Below are 17,432 nucleotides of genomic sequence, written 5' to 3' on the forward strand. Positions count from 1 at the left end.
TACGAGCAAGAGCGAGGAGAGGGGCGCCGATGGCCGTACCCGCGCCGATCCTGCTGATGAGCGGAATCGGCAAACAGTTCCCCGGCGTGAAGGCTCTCGACGGCGTGGACCTGCGACTGCTGCCGGGCGAGGTGCACGCGCTCATGGGCGAGAACGGCGCGGGCAAGTCCACCCTGATCAAGGTGCTGACCGGCGTCCACTCCATCGACGCCGGCTCCATCGAGTTGCTGGGCGAGCCCGTCGCGTTCGGCAGCCCGCTGGAGGCTCAAGGGGCCGGCATCAGCACGGTCTACCAGGAGGTCAACCTCTGCGCGAACCTCTCGGTCGCCGAGAACATCTTCGTCGGCCGCGAGCCCCGGCGCTGGGGCCGGATCGACTGGCCGCGAATGCGGGCCAGGGCCGCGGAGCTGCTGGCCCGGCTGGAGCTCGACCTCGACGTCTCGGCCCCCCTGTCGACCTACTCGCCGGCCATCCAGCAGATGGTGGCCATCGCGCGGGCCATCGACATCGAGGCCCGGGTGCTGATCCTCGACGAGCCGACCTCCAGCCTCGACGCGAGCGAGGTCGAACAGCTCTTCCGCGTGATGCGCACCCTCAAGGAGGAGGGCATCGCGATCCTGTTCGTCTCGCACTTCCTCGACCAGGTCTACGAGATCTCCGATCGGATGACGATCCTGCGCAACGGGCGGCTGGTGGGCGAATACCTCACCGCGGAGCTCAGCCAGGTCGAGCTGGTCGCCAAGATGATCGGCCAGGAGCTCGCCGCCCTGGAGAAGCTGCACGGCGAGGCCAAGGTGTTCGACCGGCCGCTGCTGGAGGCGCGCGGGCTGGGCCGGGCCGGGGCCATCGAGCCGTTCACGCTGACCGTCCACGAGGGCGAGGTCGTGGGGCTGGCCGGGCTGCTGGGCTCGGGCCGTACGGAGGTCGCGCGGCTGCTGTTCGGCGCCGACCACGCGAGCGCCGGTGAGGTGACCATCGAGGGCGCGCCCGTCTCGTTGCGCACGCCGCGCGTCGCGATGAACCACCGGATCGCGTTCTGCTCGGAGAACCGCAAGTCGGACGGGCTGATCCCCGACCTCACGCTCCGGGAGAACATCATCCTGGCCCTGCAGGCCACCAGGGGCTGGACCAGGCCGGTCCCGCGTGAGCAGCAGGACGAGCTGGTCGGCAAGTACATCTCCGCGCTGAAGATCAGCCCGGCCAACCCGGAGCACCTCGTACGCGACCTCAGCGGCGGCAACCAGCAGAAGGTGCTGCTGGCCAGGTGGCTGATCCTGGAGCCCAGACTGCTCATCCTCGACGAGCCCACGCGCGGCATCGACATCGGCGCGAAGACCGAGATCCAGCGCCTGGTCGCCCAGCTCTCCGACGGCGGCATGGCGGTGCTGTTCATCTCCGCCGAGCTGGAGGAGGTGCTGCGGCTCAGCCACAAGGTCGGCGTCCTGCGCGACCGCAGGCTGGTCGCCGAGCTGCCCAACGACGACGACCTCACCACGGACGTGCTCATGGAGACCATCGCAAGTGGCGGCGCGGGCGGAGGGCGAGCGGAATGAGACGCCTGCTCTGGCCGGTCGTCATCCTGGCCCTGCTGCTCCTCGTCAACGTGTTCTTCACCACGAACTTCTTCTCGATCCAGATGCGCGACGGCCACCTCTACGGCAGCCTGATCGACATCCTGCGGTTCGGCGCCCCGCTCATCCTGGTCTCACTCGGGATGACGCTGGTCATCGCGACCGGCGGCATCGACCTGTCGGTCGGCTCGGTGGTGGCGATCGCGGGGGCGCTGGCCTGCCTGCAGATCAGCGACGACGCCGGCGTGTTCACCGCCGTGGCGCTGGCGCTCGGCCTGTCGGTGCTGCTCGGGGCGTGGAACGGCCTGCTCGTCGCGGTCGTCGGCATTCAGCCGATCATCGCCACGCTGATCCTCATGGTGGCCGGGCGCGGCCTGGCCCAGCTGATCACCGGCGGGCAGATCATCACCGTCAACAGCCCCTCGTACAAGGTCATCGGCGGCGGCTACTGGCTGACCGTGCCCTTCGGCATCCTGCTGGTCGTGGTGGTCCTGGCGATCACCGTCTTTCTCACCCGCAGGCTGGCCCTGGGCATGCTGATCGAGTCGGTCGGCGGCAACGCCGAGGCCAGCAGGCTCGCCGGGATCCGTTCGCGCGGCATCATCATCATGGTCTACGCCTTCGCCGCGCTCTGCGCGGGCGTCGCCGGGCTGATGATCAGCTCGAACGTGTCCAGCGCCGACGGCAACAACGCCGGCCTCTGGGTCGAGCTCGACGCCATCCTGGCCGTGGTCATCGGCGGCACCTCGCTGTCGGGCGGGCGCTTCTCGCTCGGCGGCACCGTGCTCGGCGCGCTGATCATCCAGACGCTGACCACGACCATCTACTCCATCGGCGTGCCGCCGGAGACCACGCTGCTGTTCAAGGCGCTCGTGGTGACCGCGGTCTGTCTCATCCAGTCGAAGTCGTTCCGCGAGAAGGTGTTCGGCCGTCGCCGCCGAGCCGTGCCGCCCAGCCCGGCGGCCGAGGAGAAGGTCAGGGTGACGGCATGACGACCGTGACGCTCAACGGCCTCAGGACGATCCCGGCCAAGTACGTGCCGGTCCTGGTGACCGCCGGCCTGTTCGTGGCGATGTTCGTCGCGGGCGGCATCCGCTACGAGGGGTTCGCCAGCGGGCAGGTGATTCTCAACGTCTTCATCGACAACGCCTTCTTGCTGGTCGTGGCCGTCGGCATGACGTTCGTGATCCTGACCGGGGGGATCGACCTGTCGGTCGGCTCGGTGGTCGCGCTGTCCACCATGATCTCGGCGAGCCTGATGAAGGGGCCCGGGTGGCCGCCGTACCTGGTGATCCCGCTGGTGCTGCTCATCGGCGCCGCGCTGGGGCTGGTGATGGGATACATCATCCACGCCTTCGACATCCAGCCGTTCATCGTCACGCTGGCCGGGATGTTCCTGGCCAGAGGGCTGTGCTACACGATCGGCACCGACTCGATCCCCATCGAGGACCCGACGTTCACGGCGTTCGCGCAGACCAGGATCGACCTGTTCGCCGGTCTGTGGATCTCGCCGAGTGTGATCATCGCTGCCGTTGTGGTGCTCGTGGCGGCGTACGTGCTGCACTACACGCGCCTGGGCCGCGCCGTCTACGCCACCGGGGGCAGTGAGCAGTCCGCGCTGCTGATGGGCCTGCCCGTGGCCCGGACGAAGATCACGGTCTACACGGTCAGCGGGTTCTGCTCGGCGCTCGGCGGGGTGCTGCTGTCGTTCTACATGCTCTCGGGGTACGGGCTGCACGCCGTCGGCATGGAGCTCGACGCGATCGCGGCCGTCGTGATCGGCGGCACACTGCTGACCGGCGGCTCGGGGTTCCTGCTCGGCACCGTGCTGGGCGTGCTCGTGCTGGGCCTGATCCAGACGGTCATCAGCTTCGAGGGCACGCTCAGCTCGTGGTGGACCAAGATATTCATCGGACTTCTGCTCTTCGTCTTCATCCTGCTCCAGCGTCTATTCTCGGCGCGCCGGACCTGACCTCCGGCACGGCCTCCGCCGTACCGGATCAAGGGAGATTGTGTGAACGCTAACAACAACAACACATACGTGATCGGTGTCGACTTCGGCACGCTGTCCGGCCGCGCCGTGGTGGTGCGGGTCGGCGACGGCGCCGAGGTCGGCACCGCCGTGCACGAGTACGCCCACCGCGTCATCGAAGACCGGCTGCCCGGCTCAGAGGTCCGGCTGGGACCCGACTGGGCGCTGCAGTCCCCGCAGGACTGGCTGGACGTGCTGCGTACCGCCGTGCCCGAGGCCGTGGCCGCGGCCGGGATCGACCCGGCGCAGGTCGTCGGGCTCGGCACCGACTTCACCGCGTGCACGGTGCTGCCGACCACCGGCGACGGCACGCCGCTCTGCTTCCAGACGCCCGAGCGGCCGCACGCCTGGCCCAAGCTGTGGAAGCACCACGCGGCGCAGGCGCACGCCGACCGGATCAACGAGCTGGCTGCGCGGCGCGGGGAGAGCTGGCTGCCGCGCTACGGCGGCAAGATCTCCTCGGAGTGGGAGTTCGCCAAGGGCCTGCAGGTGCTCGAAGAGGACCCGGAGACCTACGGGCGGGCCGAGCGGTGGATCGAGGCCGCCGACTGGATCATCTGGCAGCTCACCGGGGTCGAGACCCGCAACGTCTGCACCGCCGGATACAAAGGGATTTTTCAGGATGGGGGCTATCCGTCCGAGGACTTCCTCGCCGCCCTCAACCCCGGCTTCTCCGGGTTTGCCGGCAAGCTGGGGCATGAGCTGTCTCCGCTGGGCGGGCTCGCCGGGCGGCTGACCGCGCAGGCCGCCGAGTGGACCAAACTGCCCGAGGGCATCGCCATCGCCGTCGGCAACGTCGACGCGCACGTCACCTCCGCCGCGGCCGACGCCGTCCGGCCCGGCCAGATGGTCGCCATCATGGGCACCTCCACCTGTCACGTGATGCCCTCCGACCAGCTGGCCGAGGTGCCCGGCATGTGCGGGGTGGTCCGTGACGGGATCGTGCCGGGGCTGTGGGGATACGAGGCGGGACAGTCGGGCGTGGGCGACATCTTCGCCTGGTTCGTCGACAACGCCGTGCCCGCCTCGTACGCGCGGCTCGCGGCCGACCGGGGGCAGTCGGTGCATGACTACCTGACCGAGCTGGCCGCCGGGCAGCGGGTCGGGCAGCACGGCCTGGTCGCGCTCGACTGGCACAACGGCAACCGCTCGGTGCTGGTCGACCACGACCTGTCCGGCGTGGTCGTCGGCCAGACCCTGGCCACCAAGCCCGAGGACGTCTACCGCGCGCTCATCGAGGCCACCGCGTTCGGCGCCCGGGTGATCGTCGAGACGTTCGAGGCGTCGGGCGTGCCGGTGGCGGAGTTCGTGGTGGCCGGCGGCCTGCTGAAGAACCGCTTCCTCATGCAGGTCTACGCCGACGTGCTGCGCCGCCCGCTCTCGATCATCGACTCCGAGCAGGGCCCCGCGCTCGGCTCGGCGATCCACGCGGCCGTCGCGGCGGGCGCGTACGACGACATCCAGCAGGCCGCGGCCGTGATGGGCGCGCGGCAGGAGAACGCCTACGTGCCCGACGCGGACCGGGCCGACGCCTACGACCGGCTCTACGCCGAATACCGCAAGCTGCACGACTACTTCGGGGATGGACGAATGCTGCACACGCTACGCGCGATCAGGAACGAGGCCCGCTCATGACCGAGGCCATGCGGAAGACGGTCTGTGACCTGCACGCCGAGCTGGTGCGCAACAACCTGGTCGTCTGGACCGCCGGGAACGTCTCCGGCCGGGTCCCCGGTGAGGACCTGTTCGTCATCAAGCCGTCCGGCGTCACCTACGACGAGCTGACGCCGCAGAACATGGTCGTCTGCGACCTCGACGGCAACCTGGTGGCCGGCGAGCACGCGCCGTCCAGCGACACCGCCGCGCACGCCTACGTCTATCGCAACATGCCCGAGGTGAACGGGGTGGTGCACACCCACTCCACCTACGCTTCCGCCTGGGCGGCGCGCGGCGAGGCCATCCCGTGCGTCCTGACCGCCATGGCCGACGAGTTCGGCGGCGAGATCCCGGTCGGGCCGTTCGCGCTGATCGGCGACGACTCCATCGGCCAGGGCATCGTGAAGACGCTCAAGGGGCACCGCTCGCGGGCCGTCCTGATGCAGAACCACGGCGTCTTCAGCATCGGTCCGAGCCCCAAAGCCGCGGTCAAGGCCGCTGTGATGTGCGAGGACGTCGCCCGTACCGTGCACGTGGCCAAGCAGCTCGGCGAGCCGCTGGCCATCGCCCAGGACGACATCGACCGCCTGTACGACCGCTATCAGAACGTCTACGGACAACAGAGGAGCCCGCGTTGAAGATCTGGTTTCTGACCGGCAGCCAGGGGCTGTACGGCGAGGACACGCTGCGCCAGGTCGCCGAGCAGTCGCAGCGAATCGCCGCGGCGCTCCCGGTGCCCGTCGAGTGGAAGCCCGTGCTCACCGACGCGGCCGCGATCAGGCGGGTGATGCTGGAGGCCAACGCCGACGACTCGTGCGCCGGCGTGATCGCCTGGATGCACACCTTCTCCCCCGCCAAGATGTGGATCGCCGGGCTGGACACGCTGCGCAAGCCGCTGCTGCACCTGCACACGCAGGCCAACGTTGAGCTGCCGTGGAGCTCCATCGACATGGACTTCATGAACCTCAACCAGGCCGCGCACGGCGACCGCGAGTTCGGCCACATACAGACCCGGCTGGGCGTGCCGCGCAAGACCGTGGCCGGGCACGTCAGTGACCCGTTCGTGGCCGACCGGGTGCTCGCCTGGTCGCGGGCGGCGGCGGGCCTGGCGGAGGTGCGTACGCTCAAGCTCGCCAGGTTCGGCGACAACATGCGCGACGTCGCCGTCACCGAGGGCGACAAGGTCGAGGCGCAGCTCCGCTTCGGCGTCTCGGTCAACACCTACGGCGTCAACGAGCTGGTCGAGGCCGTGGACGCCGCCTCCGAGGCAGACGTGACGGCGCTGGTCAAGGAGTACGCCGAGCTCTACCGGGTGGCGCCGGAGCTGCTGGGCGAGCGGAACGACTCGCTGCGCTACGCCGCCAGGATCGAGCTGGGCCTGCGCGGCTTCCTGGAGGCGGGCGGGTTCCGCGCGTTCACCACGAACTTCGAGGACCTCGGCGGGCTGCGCCAGCTCCCCGGGCTGGCCGTGCAGCGGCTGATGGCCGACGGGTACGGCTTCGGCGGCGAGGGCGACTGGAAGACCTCGGTGCTGCTGCGCACGCTCAAGGCCATGGCGCCCGGCGGCACCTCGTTCATGGAGGACTACACCTACAACATGACGCCGGGCGAGGAGCTCATCCTCGGCGCGCACATGCTGGAGGTCTGCCCGTCGATCGCCACGGGCACCCCGTCGTGCGAGATCCACCCGCTGGGCATCGGTGGCCGGGAGGACCCGGTGCGGCTGGTGTTCGACGCCGAGCCGGGTCCCGGCGTCGTCATCGGGCTCGCCGACATGGGGGACCGGTTCCGGCTGGTGGCCAACGAGATCGACATCGTCGCGCCGCCGCACCCGCTGCCCAACCTGCCGGTGGCGCGCGCGGTCTGGCGGCCCCGGCCGAACCTGCGTACCTCCGCCGAGGCGTGGCTGACCGCGGGCGCGCCGCACCACACCGTGCTCTCGACGGCCGTGGGCACCGAGGAGCTGACCGACCTGGCCGACATGCTCGGGGTCGAGCTGCTGGTCATCGACGCGGACACGACGGCTCGGGGGTTCGCCAAGGAGCTGCGCTGGAACCAGGCGTACTACCGGCTGGCGCAGGGCTTCTAGTCGCCCTTGGGGGTGTCGTCAGGCGGCTTCGGGGCGTTCCTGCGTTGTTCCTCTGCCCGCTCGCGGAGGCGGCGCAGGAACTCCTCGTCGTCGTCGGGGTTGCTCGCGGTCGCGCGCCCCGGCCGGTCGTACTCGGGGTACCCGGTCGGCCGCGCCGGCGGGAGCGCCTGCGGGCGCCCGGCCACCAGCCAGATGATGGAGCCGACCAGCGGGAACAGCAGGACGATGAGCACCCAGAGGATCTTCGGCAGGTTGCGGCACGCCTCTTCCGGCGTGGTGATCGCGTCGAAGAGGCAGTACAGCCAGAGCACGAGCGTGGCCAGGCCGAGGGCCTCGGACAGGTAGAGCACGGAATTCTCCTCGGCGGCGCCCAGAGCGCCTTTGTCGTCGGCGCTTTCGTCGGCGGCACCCGAAACTAGCGCCCCCTCGCGGCGCTGACAAGAGCTATGGAACTGTAGGGCAGTGACGTTGAAGAATTGGGCGGGAAACATCGCCTTTCAGATGAAAAACGTGCATCATCCCTCCGCCCTCGACGAGCTCCAGAGCCTTGTCGCCGGCACCACCTCCATCCGGGCGTTAGGCAGTGGCCACTCCTTCAACGACGTCGCCGACTCGACGGGTGACCTGGTCGCCCTGGACCGCCTGCCGTACGAGATCGAGATCGACAGCGCCGCGGCGCGCGTGCGGGTCGGTGGGCGGGTGACGTACGCGGAGCTCGCGCCCGTGCTGCACGCGAGCGGTTTCGCGCTCGGCAACCTGGCCTCGCTGCCGCACATCTCGGTGGCGGGTTCGGTCGCGACCGGCACGCACGGCTCCGGCGGCGGCAACCAGAGCCTGTCGGCGGCCGTTTCGGCGCTGGACCTCGTCACCGCCGACGGCTCCCTGATCACCCTCGCGCGGGGTGAGGCCGACTTCCCCGGCGCGGTCGTGGCGCTCGGCGCGCTCGGCGTCGTCACCTCGGTCACGCTCGACCTCGTGCCCGCCTTCGAGCTGCGCCAGTACGTCCGGGAGGGCCTGCCCGACGACTTCGACTTCGAGGCCGTCATGTCGGCCGGCTACAGCGTCAGCCTGTTCACCAACTGGCTGGCGACCACCGTGTGGCTCAAGCGCCGCAGCGAGCTGCCCCCCGGTGACTGGCACGGCACCCGCGCGGCCGACGGGCCCCGCCACCCGGTGCCGGGCATGCCGGCCGGGAGCTGTACCGAACAGCTCGGCGTGCCGGGGGCGTGGCACGAGCGGCTGCCGCACTTCCGGGCCGACTCGCCGCCGAGCAGCGCGGGCGACGAGCTGCAGTCGGAGTTCCTGCTGCCCAGAGGGCGGGCGGCCGAGGCGCTGCGCGAGCTGCGGGCCATCGGCGACCGCCTCCGGCCGGTGCTGCAGATCTCCGAGGTGCGCACGATCGCCGCCGACGACCTGTGGCTCAGTCCGTATCTCGGCCGTGACACGGTGGGCCTGCACTTCACCTGGGTCAAGGACACCGAGGCGGTGCTCCCGGTGATCGAGCTGGTGGAGGAGCGGCTGGCGCCGTTCGATCCCCGGCCGCACTGGGGCAAGCTGTTCACCCGCTGGCCGTCGTGCCCGGAGCGCTTCCGGGACCTGGTGGGGCGCTACGACCCGGCGGGCAAGTTCCGCAACGACTTCGTAGGGACGCTGCTGGATACCTGACCGGATCTGACAGGTATGACCCGCACCATGGGACGCATGACAGCCAAGGGAACCTTCGACACCGCCGACTGGACGCCCCAGCCTCCGTACGAGGAGGGCGACGGCGTGTCGCTCGCCCACGTCACCCTGGGCAAGACCTTCCACGGCGACCTGACCGGCACCAGCACGGTCAGCATGATCATGGCGTTGACACCGGTAGCGGACTCCCGTGCGTACGTGGCGATGGAGCGGGTCGTGGGCACGTTGGCAGGCCGGTCGGGCAGCTTCGTCCTGCAGCACTTCGCGGTGGGCGACCGGGGCGAGCAGTCACTGCGCGTCTCGGTCGTCCCGGACTCCGGCACCGGCGGGCTGAGCGGTCTCAAGGGGGAGATGGACATCCTCATCGCTCCTGACGGCTCGCACTCGTACGTCTTCGACTACCGGCTCTGAGGAACATTGGCGTCCACGGCGACGCGGCGGGCGGCGAACGCGAGCAGGACCAGCGCGCCGAGGCCGAACACGATGTGGCTGACCAGGTTGATCAGGGGAGTCGCCGGCACGACCGGGCCGGAGAAGAAGGCGTGCCACACGTAGGTCAGCAGGGCGCCGCCCGCCAGCGCCATCCGGTGCCTGCCGTCCCATCCGCGCCGGGCCGACCAGAACAGGGCCAGGGCCGTCATCCCCACCTCGACCCCGGCCAGCAGGGTGATCCCCAGGCCGACCTGGTCGCCGAGCAGGATGTTCGGCGCCTCGAACAGCACGCCCGCCACCAGCGTCACCACGAGGACCAGCCAGGGCGCGGGCGCCTTGCCCGCTGCTTGGTCAGCGCTGGTCCGGCGCGGTAGGCGGAAGGCCAGCACGACGAGGGCCACCACGATCACCACGATCGACACCAGCTGCGGCACCGACGCCAGGAAGTGCCCGTTCATGTAGCTGAACACCGTCATCAGGGCCGCGCCCAGCACGGCCAGTACGGCAGTGACGGTCAGCCCGACCTTGCCGAGCCACGGCGTGGTGCGCCGCGCACCGGTCAGCTCCTCGACCAGGGCGATGGGCACGCTCATGCTCCACACAGTGTGCAGCGCCAGCACGAACAGCGTCCACGGCACCCCGATCCCCAAGGCCGGGACGAACCCGGGATCGAGCAGCCGCTGACCGGCGTAGTCGGGGTTGAACAGCGACATCGTCATGATCCCCTCCTCGAACACGCCGTAGGCGAGGGACATGAGCACGATGCCCGGCCAGCCGATCCCCGCCCTGCGCGCCACCTCGCGGATCAGCAGCGCGGCGCCGCCGTACGTGGGGGCGAGCAGGACCAGGAAGTACAGCGAGGTGAGCGGGAAGTCGCCGAGCAGGAACTCGGCCACGAGCGGAGACAGGAGCACGAGCCCGAAGGCCGGCAGGATGCGTCGCATGAAACCGATGCTCCCGAGAACCGGGCACGACGGGAGGTGCCATCCATCCTGACCTCTCTATGACAATCGTCCTATTCGGCCCTTAGGTTCAAGGGATCGTTACCGATCAGCCGGTGAAGGGACGAACGCCGTGTGGGACCCCGAACTCGCCGAACTGGAACGCCGCAAGCGGCTGGCCGAGCGCATGGGAGGCGAGGAACGGGTCGCCCGCCAGCACGCGACCGGGCGGCTGACGATCCGCGAGCGCCTCGCCGCCCTCACCGACAGCTGGCGCGAGGTCGGCGCGCTGACCGGCCAGGCCGAGTACGGGAAGGACGGGCTGGAGAGCTTCACCCCGTCGAACGTGATCATCGGCAGGGCCGTGGTCGCCGGTCGGCGGGTGGTTGTGGCGGGCGACGACTTCACCGTGCGCGGCGGGGCCGCTGACGCCGCCATCCATGAGAAGCAGGTGCTGGCCGAGCGCATGGCGGGGGAGATGCGGGTCCCGCTGCTCAGGCTGATCGACGGGACCGGCGGCGGGGGCAGCGTCAAGCAGCTGGAGGATCTCGGGCGTACGTACGTACCGCACAACCCCGGCTGGGACCAGGTGGTGGCGAACCTGGGCCGGGTGCCGGTGATCGCGCTGGCCCTGGGTCCCGTCGCCGGGCTGGGCGCGGCCCGCCTGGTGACCTCGCACGTATCGATCATGGTCAAGGAGCTCTCCCAGGTGTTCGTCGCCGGGCCGGCCGTGGTGGAGGCCGGGATGGGGGAGCGGGTCGGCAAGGAGGAGCTGGGCGGGTGGCGGACCATTTCGGCGGCCGGGACCGTGGACCTGGTCGCCGAGTCGGAGGAGGAGGCGTTCGAGCTGGCCAGGCGGGTGCTGGGGTACCTGCCGCAGAGCGCGTGGCGGCTGCCGCCCGTGGCGAAATCTGATGATATTTCCGGCAGGGAGGCGTCGGAGCTGCGGGACATCGTGCCCAGGGACCGGCGCCGGCCGTACGACATGCGGCGGATCATGGACCTCGTCTTCGACACCGGGAGCGTGCTGGAACTCGGCAGGCGGTTCGCACCCTCCACGATCACCGCGCTCGCCCGCCTCGCCGGGCACCCGGTGGCCGTGCTGACCGCCGACCCGCGCGTCTACGGCGGCGGTATGACGGCGCAGGGCGCGGACAAGACGGCCAGGTTCGTGGACCTGGCCGAGACGTTCCACCTGCCGGTCGTCCACCTCGTGGACCAGCCCGGCTTCGTGATCGGCAGCGCCGCCGAGCGGGCCGGCACCATCAGGCACGGCGCCCGCGCGCTGGCCGCCGTCTACCAGTCGACCATCCCATGGGCGTCCGTGCTGGTCCGCCGCGTCTTCGGCGTCGCGGGCGCCGCGCACCGGCCCCACGACAGGTACGGCCTGCGGGTCGCCTGGCCGTCGGGTGACTGGGGCTCGCTGCCGATCGAGGGCGGGCTGGAGGTGGCCTTCAAACGCCTGCTCGCCGAGGCGGGGCCGGAGGCGGAGACGCTGAAGGCGGAGATCGCCGAGCGGCTGGAGGCGGTCAGATCACCGTTCAGGACGGCGGAGGCGTTCCTCGTCGAGGACATCATCGATCCGGCGCAGACGCGGCCGGTACTCACGGAGTGGGTCCACGACGCCTACGCCGTCCTCGACCCGGGCCCCCGACACACGACCCGCCCGTAACCGGACCTCTGGCACACGACTCGCCTGTTACCGGGCCTCCCGTCCGCCGCCTGCCCGTGACCGGGTCGGCGGGTCTTGGGCCCTGCGGTCTGGTCAGGGGGCTGGGGCGGTGGTCAGTTGGTTGATCGCGGCCTGGACCGTGGCCAGGTCGCCCAGGATCACCTCGTTGCGGTCGCGGTCGGTGTGCAGGCGCCAGTGGGTCTCGGCCACCGCCTCGGGGGAGGCCGGGGAGCCCGGGGCGACGGCGGCGCCGATGGGGACATGGCCCACATGGACGCCACGGTGTGACACCGCCTGCGCCAGGGCGAGGACGTAGTTGCGCAGCCCCGCCACGGCGATGCCGATGTTGCCCAGGAAGTCGATCGGGTGGACGGCCGAGATGCCCGAGGTGAACAGCAGCGTGCCGGAGCCACGTTCGAGCATCCCGGGCAGCACCGCGCGGACCGCTGTGACCGCGCCCAGCACCGCTCCGTCGAAGGCGTCCTGCGCGCTCTCCCGCGTCACGTCCAGCGCGGAGGTGCGGGAGGCGGCGGTGCCGCCGCCGTTGTAGACGAGGACGTCGACCGGCCCCATGCCGTCGAGGGCCGTCGTCAGCGAAGCGGGATCGGTCAGGTCGCCGGGATGCGCGGACGCCGTGACGCCTTCGTGGGCGAGCGTGCCGGTCAGCGCGGTGAGGCGCCCGGCGTCGCGGGCGGTCAGTGCCACATCGAAGCCTTCCCGGCCGAACCTGCGGGCCACGGCCAGGCCGATGCCGGGCCCCGCGCCGATGATCGCGATCTTCATGTCTGGCTCCTTAAGTCGAGGGTATGCCTCAGGTTAGCAGGAAAGTGAGGGTATGCCTCGACTTCGATAGGATGGCCGGTGTGATTCGCCGCGACGCCCAGCGCAACCGTGAGGCCTTGGTCACGGCGGCCCGTGAGGTGCTGGCCGAGCGGGGCGTGGACGCGCCGCTGGAGGCCGTGGCCAGGCGGGCAGGCGTCGCGATCGGCACCCTCTACCGGCACTTTCCCGAGCGCGGCGATCTGGTCGACGCGATTCTCGACGAGAAGATGGCGGCCTGGAGCGACCTGGCCCGCGAGTCGCTCGCCGCCGACGACCCGTGGCTTGGGCTGGCGGGTTTCCTGGAGCGCACCTGCGAGCTGCAGGCCGCCGACCAAGCCTTCACCGAGCTGGCCTGCGCGTCCCACCAGGACGATCAGGCCGAGATCAATCAGCTGATCCGCCGGCTGGTGGAGCGGGCGCAGGCGGCGGGGGTGCTGCGGCTCGACGTCGGCCCGCTTGACCTGGCGTTCTTCATCATGGCCAACTCGCGCGTGGCGCAGGCCGACGCGAGCCGGTGGCGGCGCCACTTCACGCTCATGCTCGACGCCTTGAGACCCGCGCCGCCGGTCGGTTAGAGCTCCTCAGGGAAGTCGGTCATCGCGTTGAGCAGCGGCACCAACTGCTCCTCCTCGTAGTCGAGGTGCGCCTCCAGTTCGCGGGACAGCTGATCGAGCTCGGCGCCGACATCGCCCTCGTCGGGGAGCTCGCGGATCCGGGCGAGCAGCCGCGCCACCACCTCGTGCTCGGCGCGCAGCCGGGCCAGCACCTCCACCAGCTCGGGATGCGCGCCCGCCAGGTGCGGGAACAGGACGCCGTCCTCGCCGGTGTGATGGGCGTGCAGCGCGTCGCAGAACGTCAGGCAGTGCTCCCGCAGCTCGGGCCGCGAGCCGGGTGCCCGCCGCAGCTCCGCGAGCTCCCGCCGGAAGCCGTCGTGCAGCTTCACCAGCTCGTCACCCATGGCGATGAGTCGTTCGGCGCTCATGTCATACCCCTTCTGAGTTTCTATACGCGTATAGAAAGTAGCATGACAAGATGCCCGCACGTACTGGACGGCCGCCCAAGATCTCCCGGGCGGACATCGTGTCCGCCGCCCACCGGCTCATCGAGGCCGAAGGGACGGAGAGCCTGACGATGCGCAGGCTGGCCCGTGAGGTCGGCACCACGCCCATGGCCCTCTACCACCACGTGCACGACAAGGAGGAACTCCTGCTGCTGCTGCTCGATGACTACGCGGCGGCGATGCCCCGGCCCGAGCTCCCGGACGAGCCGGGCGAGCGGATGGCCGCGGCGGCCATCGCCATGCACGACGCGCTGGCGGGCGTCCCGTGGATCGTGGACGTCCTCAGGGCGGACGACCTGCTCTCGGTCAACGCGCTGTGGTATCCAGAGATGATCATCGACGCGGCCGTACGCGCCGGGCTGCCGCTGGAGCGGGCCGTGGCCGCGTACCGGATCATCTGGCACTACACGGCGGGGGAGATCACCGCGCGGGCGGCGGCGTTGCGCAGGCGGGAGCAGGGCGGGCCGACGTACCGGCGGCAGGTGTTCGCCGCGCTCGACGCCGAGGCGTTGCCGCGGCTCGCGGCGGTGGGTGAGCGGTGGGAGGAGCTCACCGCGCGCGACACCTACGGCGAGGGGCTGCGCGCTCTCGTGGCCGGGCTGCTGCTAAAAGGGTTGGCCATGGGCCGGTCGTCCGTGAAACGGTCTGAGCCTGATGATCACATGGACTGAGGCGGGCGAAGAGTATTCGGCGGCGTGGCGCTCCGCGCTGGAGGCGTCGCCACCGGCTCGGGTGGTGATCGCCGACGACCGGATGAAGGCCGACACCGCCTACCGCCTGGCCTGCGAGGGCACCGCCCTGCTGTGGCGCGGCGACTTCCAGAACGCCCGGCAGCTGCTTCAGGCGATGGGCCGCCGGTGCGAGCCGGTCGAGCCCGGCGCCACGTTCGACCGCTACCGCCAGGCCCAGGGCCGGCGGGCGCGGACGCTCGGCCTGCTGCTGATCCCGTACGACGATGGCCACGTCATCCCGCTCACCCGCGCTCCCGACGTGCGGCAGGCGTGCGAGGAGGTCTACGGGCCGGCGGAGGGTCCGTACGTGGGGTCGTTGCGGGAGCTGCTCGGGCTGATCGGCGCGCACGAATGGCGCAAGAAGGGCGTCGAGGTCCCGGCGCTGGGTGCCCGGATCCATCCGCATTACGGAGTGTTCTCCCCGATTCGCGGCGAATACATTGATCTGGTGGCCCAGGCGCCGCTGCCCGGCAAGCGGCTGGCCTTCGACCTCGGCACGGGCACCGGAGTTCTGGCCGCGGTGCTGGCCAGGCGGGGCGTCGAGCGGGTCGTGGCCACCGACCTCGACCGGCGCGCGGTGGTCTGCGCCCGCGACAACATGGCCCGGCTGGGCCTGGCCGATCGGGTCGACGTGGTGGCGGCCGACCTGTTCCCGCCGGGGCGCGCGTCGCTCGTCGTGTGCAACCCGCCCTGGTTGCCCGCCGAGCCGTCGTCGCCGCTCGACCGGGCGGTGTACGACCCCGGTGGGTGCATGCTCCGGGGCTTCCTCGACGGCCTGGCCGAGCATCTGGAGCCGGGCGGTGAAGGGTGGCTGGTGCTGTCGGACCTGGCCGAACATCTTGGCCTGCGGTCTCGTGCCGACCTGATGGCGGCGTTCGACGGCGCGGGGGTGCGGGTCATGGATCGGCTCGACACACGGCCGCGTCACCGGCGCGCGTCCGACGGCACCGACCCGCTGAGGGCCGCGCGGGCCGCCGAGGTGACGTCTTTGTGGCGGCTCGCCTGCTGAAAGGCTGTGGCGTTTGAGCGGTGTACTCCGGCTCGAACGGCTCAGAAGCCCGGCGCGTACGGGCATGAGCGCGGCCGCAGGTTAGCCGCCCCCTCTCCGCGGCAGAAGAGATACATGCACATTTCGGGGGTACAGACCGTTTTGCCCGATTACCGCTACGCGCAGGCGGAGATCACCGAGGCGTTCTCCCGGCTGACCGAGGCCGACCTCGATCAGCTCGAACGCTTCCACGCAGCCACCGGCGTCCAGAGCCGGAACCTGGCCCTCCCGCTGGACGACTACGCCAAGCTGGACTCGTTCGGCCGCGCCAACGACATCTACCTTGAGATCGCGCTCGACCTGAGCGAACGGGCACTCCGTGGTGCGCTGGACAAGGCGGGCATATCACCCCGGCGGGTGGATCACCTGGTGTTCTGCTCGACCACCGGCCTCGCCACGCCGTCCTTGGACGCGCGGCTGATCCAGCGCGTGGGACTGCGGCCGGACGTCAAACGGGTGCCGGTGTTCGGGCTCGGCTGCGCAGCGGGGGCCTCGGGCCTGTCGCGGCTGAACGACTACCTGCGCGGCTGGCCCGAACAGGTGGCGGCGCTGGTCTGCGTGGAGATGTGCTCGCTGACCACTCAGCGCGACGACACCTCGATCGCGAACCTGGTCGCCAGCGGCCTGTTCGGCGACGGCGCGGCGGCCGTGGTCGCGGTGGGACGCGGCCACGGGCCGGAGGTGGTGGCCACGCGCAGCAGGCTGTACTCGGGCACGGAGCACCTCATGGGCTGGCAGGTGAGCGAGCGGGGCTTTCGCCTCGTGCTGGACGCCGAACTCACCGCCTTCGTGGAGAAGGTGCTCGCGGGCGACATCAAGGGCTTCCTCGCCGACAACGGACTCACCCCCGAACAGGTCGGCACCTGGATCTGCCACCCCGGCGGCCCGAAGGTGATCGACAAGATCGTGGAGCGGCTGGGCCTGGATCCGGCGGCTCTGGAGGTCACGTGGCGGTCACTGCGCGAGCACGGGAACATGTCGTCGGTCTCGGTACTGCACGTCCTGCAGGAGACGCGCGGCCGCCCGGGCCAGCCGGCCGTGCTGCTCGCCCTCGGGCCCGGCTTCTCGGCCGAGTTGCTCCTGCTGCACTGGTGACTGTCTTGAGTCCGTACGGGCTGGTGATCGGGCTGGTGGGTGCGTACGCGAGCCTGATGAGTCCGTACACGCTGCTGATCGGGTTGGTCGTCGCTGAGCGGCTGGCCGAGCTGGCCGTGGCCCGCCGCAACCTGGCCTGGGCCAGGTCGAAGGGCGGCATCGAGTACGGCCGGCGGCACTATCCCTGGATCGTCCTGGCCCATACCGGACTCCTGCTGGCCTGCCCGGCCGAGGTATGGCTGCTCGACCGGCCCTTCATCCCGGCGCTCGGCTGGCCGATGCTCGCGATCGTCCTGCTGGCCCAGGGGCTGCGCTGGTCGTGCATCGCCGCCCTGGGCAGGCAGTGGAACACCCGCGTCGTCGTGGTGCCAGGGATGCCGCTGGTCGGCGCCGGGCCGTACAGGTGGCTGCGTCATCCGAACTACGTGGCCGTGGTCGCGGAGGGGGTGGCGCTGCCGCTCGTCCACACCGCGTGGCTCACCGCGCTGGCGTTCACGCTGGTGAACGGGGTGTTGCTGACGATTCGCATCCGGGTGGAGGAGGCGGCGCTGGTCGGCTGACCGGATCACGTGTTGATCGCGGTTTGCGCTCGCTTGCGTC

18 protein-coding genes are annotated in these 17,432 nt (G+C 70.6%); 14 read left to right on the forward strand and 4 right to left on the reverse strand.

What is annotated here, in order from left to right; translation table 11 throughout:
* The first annotated feature begins 29 nt into the window (after window positions 1–29).
* The 6 genes from AB0B64_RS30165 to araA are packed head-to-tail and all read left to right on the forward strand — an operon-like array spanning window position 30 to window position 7,348.
* Window positions 30–1,553 (forward strand): sugar ABC transporter ATP-binding protein, encoded by a 1,524-nt coding sequence (locus AB0B64_RS30165; RefSeq protein WP_357939918.1) that lies wholly within the window; start codon window positions 30–32, stop codon window positions 1,551–1,553.
* A complete protein-coding gene (locus AB0B64_RS30170) occupies window positions 1,550–2,563 on the forward strand; it encodes an ABC transporter permease (RefSeq protein WP_358181324.1) in 1,014 nt (337 codons plus the stop codon). Before AB0B64_RS30165 ends, AB0B64_RS30170 begins: the two co-directional genes overlap by 4 nt.
* On the forward strand, window positions 2,560–3,543 hold the full coding sequence (gene yjfF, locus AB0B64_RS30175; protein ID WP_357939922.1) for a galactofuranose ABC transporter, permease protein YjfF: 984 nt from the start codon (window positions 2,560–2,562) through the stop codon (window positions 3,541–3,543). Before AB0B64_RS30170 ends, yjfF begins: the two co-directional genes overlap by 4 nt.
* A gap of 42 nt (window positions 3,544–3,585) precedes the next feature.
* Window positions 3,586–5,238, forward strand: a complete 1,653-nt coding sequence (araB, locus tag AB0B64_RS30180) for a ribulokinase (protein WP_357939925.1) — start codon at window positions 3,586–3,588, stop codon at window positions 5,236–5,238.
* Window positions 5,235–5,897, forward strand: a complete 663-nt coding sequence (locus tag AB0B64_RS30185; RefSeq protein ID WP_357939927.1) for an L-ribulose-5-phosphate 4-epimerase — start codon at window positions 5,235–5,237, stop codon at window positions 5,895–5,897. The genes araB and AB0B64_RS30185 overlap by 4 nt, the downstream gene beginning before the upstream one ends.
* Complete coding sequence (gene araA, locus AB0B64_RS30190; RefSeq protein WP_357939929.1) at window positions 5,894–7,348, forward strand: L-arabinose isomerase; 1,455 nt, start codon at window positions 5,894–5,896, stop codon at window positions 7,346–7,348. The genes AB0B64_RS30185 and araA overlap by 4 nt, the downstream gene beginning before the upstream one ends.
* On the opposite strand, the gene AB0B64_RS30195 is transcribed toward araA, so the two are convergent.
* Complete coding sequence (locus AB0B64_RS30195) at window positions 7,345–7,698, reverse strand: PLD nuclease N-terminal domain-containing protein (RefSeq protein WP_357939931.1); 354 nt, start codon at window positions 7,696–7,698, stop codon at window positions 7,345–7,347. The two genes, araA and AB0B64_RS30195, sit on opposite strands and share 4 nt — an antisense overlap.
* A gap of 151 nt (window positions 7,699–7,849) precedes the next feature.
* On the opposite strand from AB0B64_RS30195, the gene AB0B64_RS30200 reads away from it, so the two are divergent.
* Window positions 7,850–9,013: an FAD-binding protein gene (locus AB0B64_RS30200; protein WP_358181327.1), complete on the forward strand. Its 1,164-nt coding sequence runs from the start codon at window positions 7,850–7,852 to the stop codon at window positions 9,011–9,013.
* A gap of 36 nt (window positions 9,014–9,049) precedes the next feature.
* Window positions 9,050–9,442 (forward strand): DUF3224 domain-containing protein, encoded by a 393-nt coding sequence (locus AB0B64_RS30205; protein WP_358181330.1) that lies wholly within the window; start codon window positions 9,050–9,052, stop codon window positions 9,440–9,442.
* Here the strand turns inward: AB0B64_RS30205 and AB0B64_RS30210 are convergent.
* On the reverse strand, window positions 9,430–10,407 hold the full coding sequence (locus AB0B64_RS30210; protein WP_358181332.1) for a hypothetical protein: 978 nt from the start codon (window positions 10,405–10,407) through the stop codon (window positions 9,430–9,432). The two genes, AB0B64_RS30205 and AB0B64_RS30210, sit on opposite strands and share 13 nt — an antisense overlap.
* Before the next feature lie 130 nt (window positions 10,408–10,537).
* Here AB0B64_RS30210 and AB0B64_RS30215 point away from each other — a divergent pair, with 130 nt between their 5' ends.
* The gene (locus AB0B64_RS30215) at window positions 10,538–12,076 is read left to right on the forward strand and encodes a carboxyl transferase domain-containing protein (RefSeq protein ID WP_357939939.1); all 1,539 of its coding nucleotides are present in this window, start codon (window positions 10,538–10,540) and stop codon (window positions 12,074–12,076) included.
* A gap of 93 nt (window positions 12,077–12,169) precedes the next feature.
* On the opposite strand, the gene AB0B64_RS30220 is transcribed toward AB0B64_RS30215, so the two are convergent.
* Window positions 12,170–12,859 (reverse strand): SDR family NAD(P)-dependent oxidoreductase, encoded by a 690-nt coding sequence (locus tag AB0B64_RS30220; RefSeq protein WP_358181334.1) that lies wholly within the window; start codon window positions 12,857–12,859, stop codon window positions 12,170–12,172.
* Window positions 12,860–12,939: 80 nt separating this feature from the next.
* Here AB0B64_RS30220 and AB0B64_RS30225 point away from each other — a divergent pair, with 80 nt between their 5' ends.
* Window positions 12,940–13,473, forward strand: coding sequence for a helix-turn-helix domain-containing protein (locus AB0B64_RS30225; RefSeq protein WP_357939943.1), 534 nt, complete (start codon window positions 12,940–12,942; stop codon window positions 13,471–13,473).
* Here AB0B64_RS30225 and AB0B64_RS30230 read toward each other — a convergent pair.
* Window positions 13,470–13,880, reverse strand: coding sequence for a hemerythrin domain-containing protein (locus AB0B64_RS30230; RefSeq protein WP_358181337.1), 411 nt, complete (start codon window positions 13,878–13,880; stop codon window positions 13,470–13,472). The genes AB0B64_RS30225 and AB0B64_RS30230 overlap by 4 nt on opposite strands.
* A gap of 50 nt (window positions 13,881–13,930) precedes the next feature.
* Between AB0B64_RS30230 and AB0B64_RS30235 the strand changes: the two genes are divergently transcribed.
* The 4 genes from AB0B64_RS30235 to AB0B64_RS30250 all read left to right on the forward strand — a co-directional run bounded on the left by AB0B64_RS30235 (window position 13,931) and on the right by AB0B64_RS30250 (window position 17,392).
* The gene (locus tag AB0B64_RS30235) at window positions 13,931–14,629 is read left to right on the forward strand and encodes a helix-turn-helix domain-containing protein (RefSeq protein WP_358181340.1); all 699 of its coding nucleotides are present in this window, start codon (window positions 13,931–13,933) and stop codon (window positions 14,627–14,629) included.
* The gene (locus tag AB0B64_RS30240; protein ID WP_358181343.1) at window positions 14,613–15,698 is read left to right on the forward strand and encodes a class I SAM-dependent methyltransferase; all 1,086 of its coding nucleotides are present in this window, start codon (window positions 14,613–14,615) and stop codon (window positions 15,696–15,698) included. Before AB0B64_RS30235 ends, AB0B64_RS30240 begins: the two co-directional genes overlap by 17 nt.
* Window positions 15,699–15,812: 114 nt before the next feature.
* Window positions 15,813–16,832 carry a 3-oxoacyl-[acyl-carrier-protein] synthase III C-terminal domain-containing protein gene (locus AB0B64_RS30245; RefSeq protein ID WP_358181346.1) on the forward strand — a complete coding sequence of 340 codons (1,020 nt, stop codon included), beginning with the start codon at window positions 15,813–15,815 and terminating at the stop codon, window positions 16,830–16,832.
* Window positions 16,829–17,392 carry an isoprenylcysteine carboxyl methyltransferase family protein gene (locus tag AB0B64_RS30250; RefSeq protein ID WP_358181349.1) on the forward strand — a complete coding sequence of 188 codons (564 nt, stop codon included), beginning with the start codon at window positions 16,829–16,831 and terminating at the stop codon, window positions 17,390–17,392. Before AB0B64_RS30245 ends, AB0B64_RS30250 begins: the two co-directional genes overlap by 4 nt.
* Window positions 17,393–17,432 lie beyond the last annotated feature (40 nt).

Origin of the sequence: Nonomuraea sp. NPDC049129, assembly GCF_040648495.1 — a bacterium.
GTDB lineage: Bacteria > Actinomycetota > Actinomycetes > Streptosporangiales > Streptosporangiaceae > Nonomuraea.

Coding starts and splice junctions, on each gene's coding strand:
- AB0B64_RS30200 (WP_358181327.1), top strand. CDS start 7,850: ATGAAAAACGTGCATCATCCCTCCGCCCTCGACGAGCTCCAGAGCCTT.
- AB0B64_RS30165 (WP_357939918.1), top strand. CDS start 30: ATGGCCGTACCCGCGCCGATCCTGCTGATGAGCGGAATCGGCAAACAG.
- AB0B64_RS30170 (WP_358181324.1), top strand. CDS start 1,550: ATGAGACGCCTGCTCTGGCCGGTCGTCATCCTGGCCCTGCTGCTCCTC.
- AB0B64_RS30245 (WP_358181346.1), top strand. CDS start 15,813: ATGCACATTTCGGGGGTACAGACCGTTTTGCCCGATTACCGCTACGCG.
- AB0B64_RS30230 (WP_358181337.1), bottom strand. CDS start 13,880: ATGAGCGCCGAACGACTCATCGCCATGGGTGACGAGCTGGTGAAGCTG.
- AB0B64_RS30185 (WP_357939927.1), top strand. CDS start 5,235: ATGACCGAGGCCATGCGGAAGACGGTCTGTGACCTGCACGCCGAGCTG.
- AB0B64_RS30240 (WP_358181343.1), top strand. CDS start 14,613: ATGATCACATGGACTGAGGCGGGCGAAGAGTATTCGGCGGCGTGGCGC.
- AB0B64_RS30205 (WP_358181330.1), top strand. CDS start 9,050: ATGACAGCCAAGGGAACCTTCGACACCGCCGACTGGACGCCCCAGCCT.
- AB0B64_RS30210 (WP_358181332.1), bottom strand. CDS start 10,407: ATGCGACGCATCCTGCCGGCCTTCGGGCTCGTGCTCCTGTCTCCGCTC.
- AB0B64_RS30235 (WP_358181340.1), top strand. CDS start 13,931: ATGCCCGCACGTACTGGACGGCCGCCCAAGATCTCCCGGGCGGACATC.
- yjfF (WP_357939922.1), top strand. CDS start 2,560: ATGACGACCGTGACGCTCAACGGCCTCAGGACGATCCCGGCCAAGTAC.
- AB0B64_RS30220 (WP_358181334.1), bottom strand. CDS start 12,859: ATGAAGATCGCGATCATCGGCGCGGGGCCCGGCATCGGCCTGGCCGTG.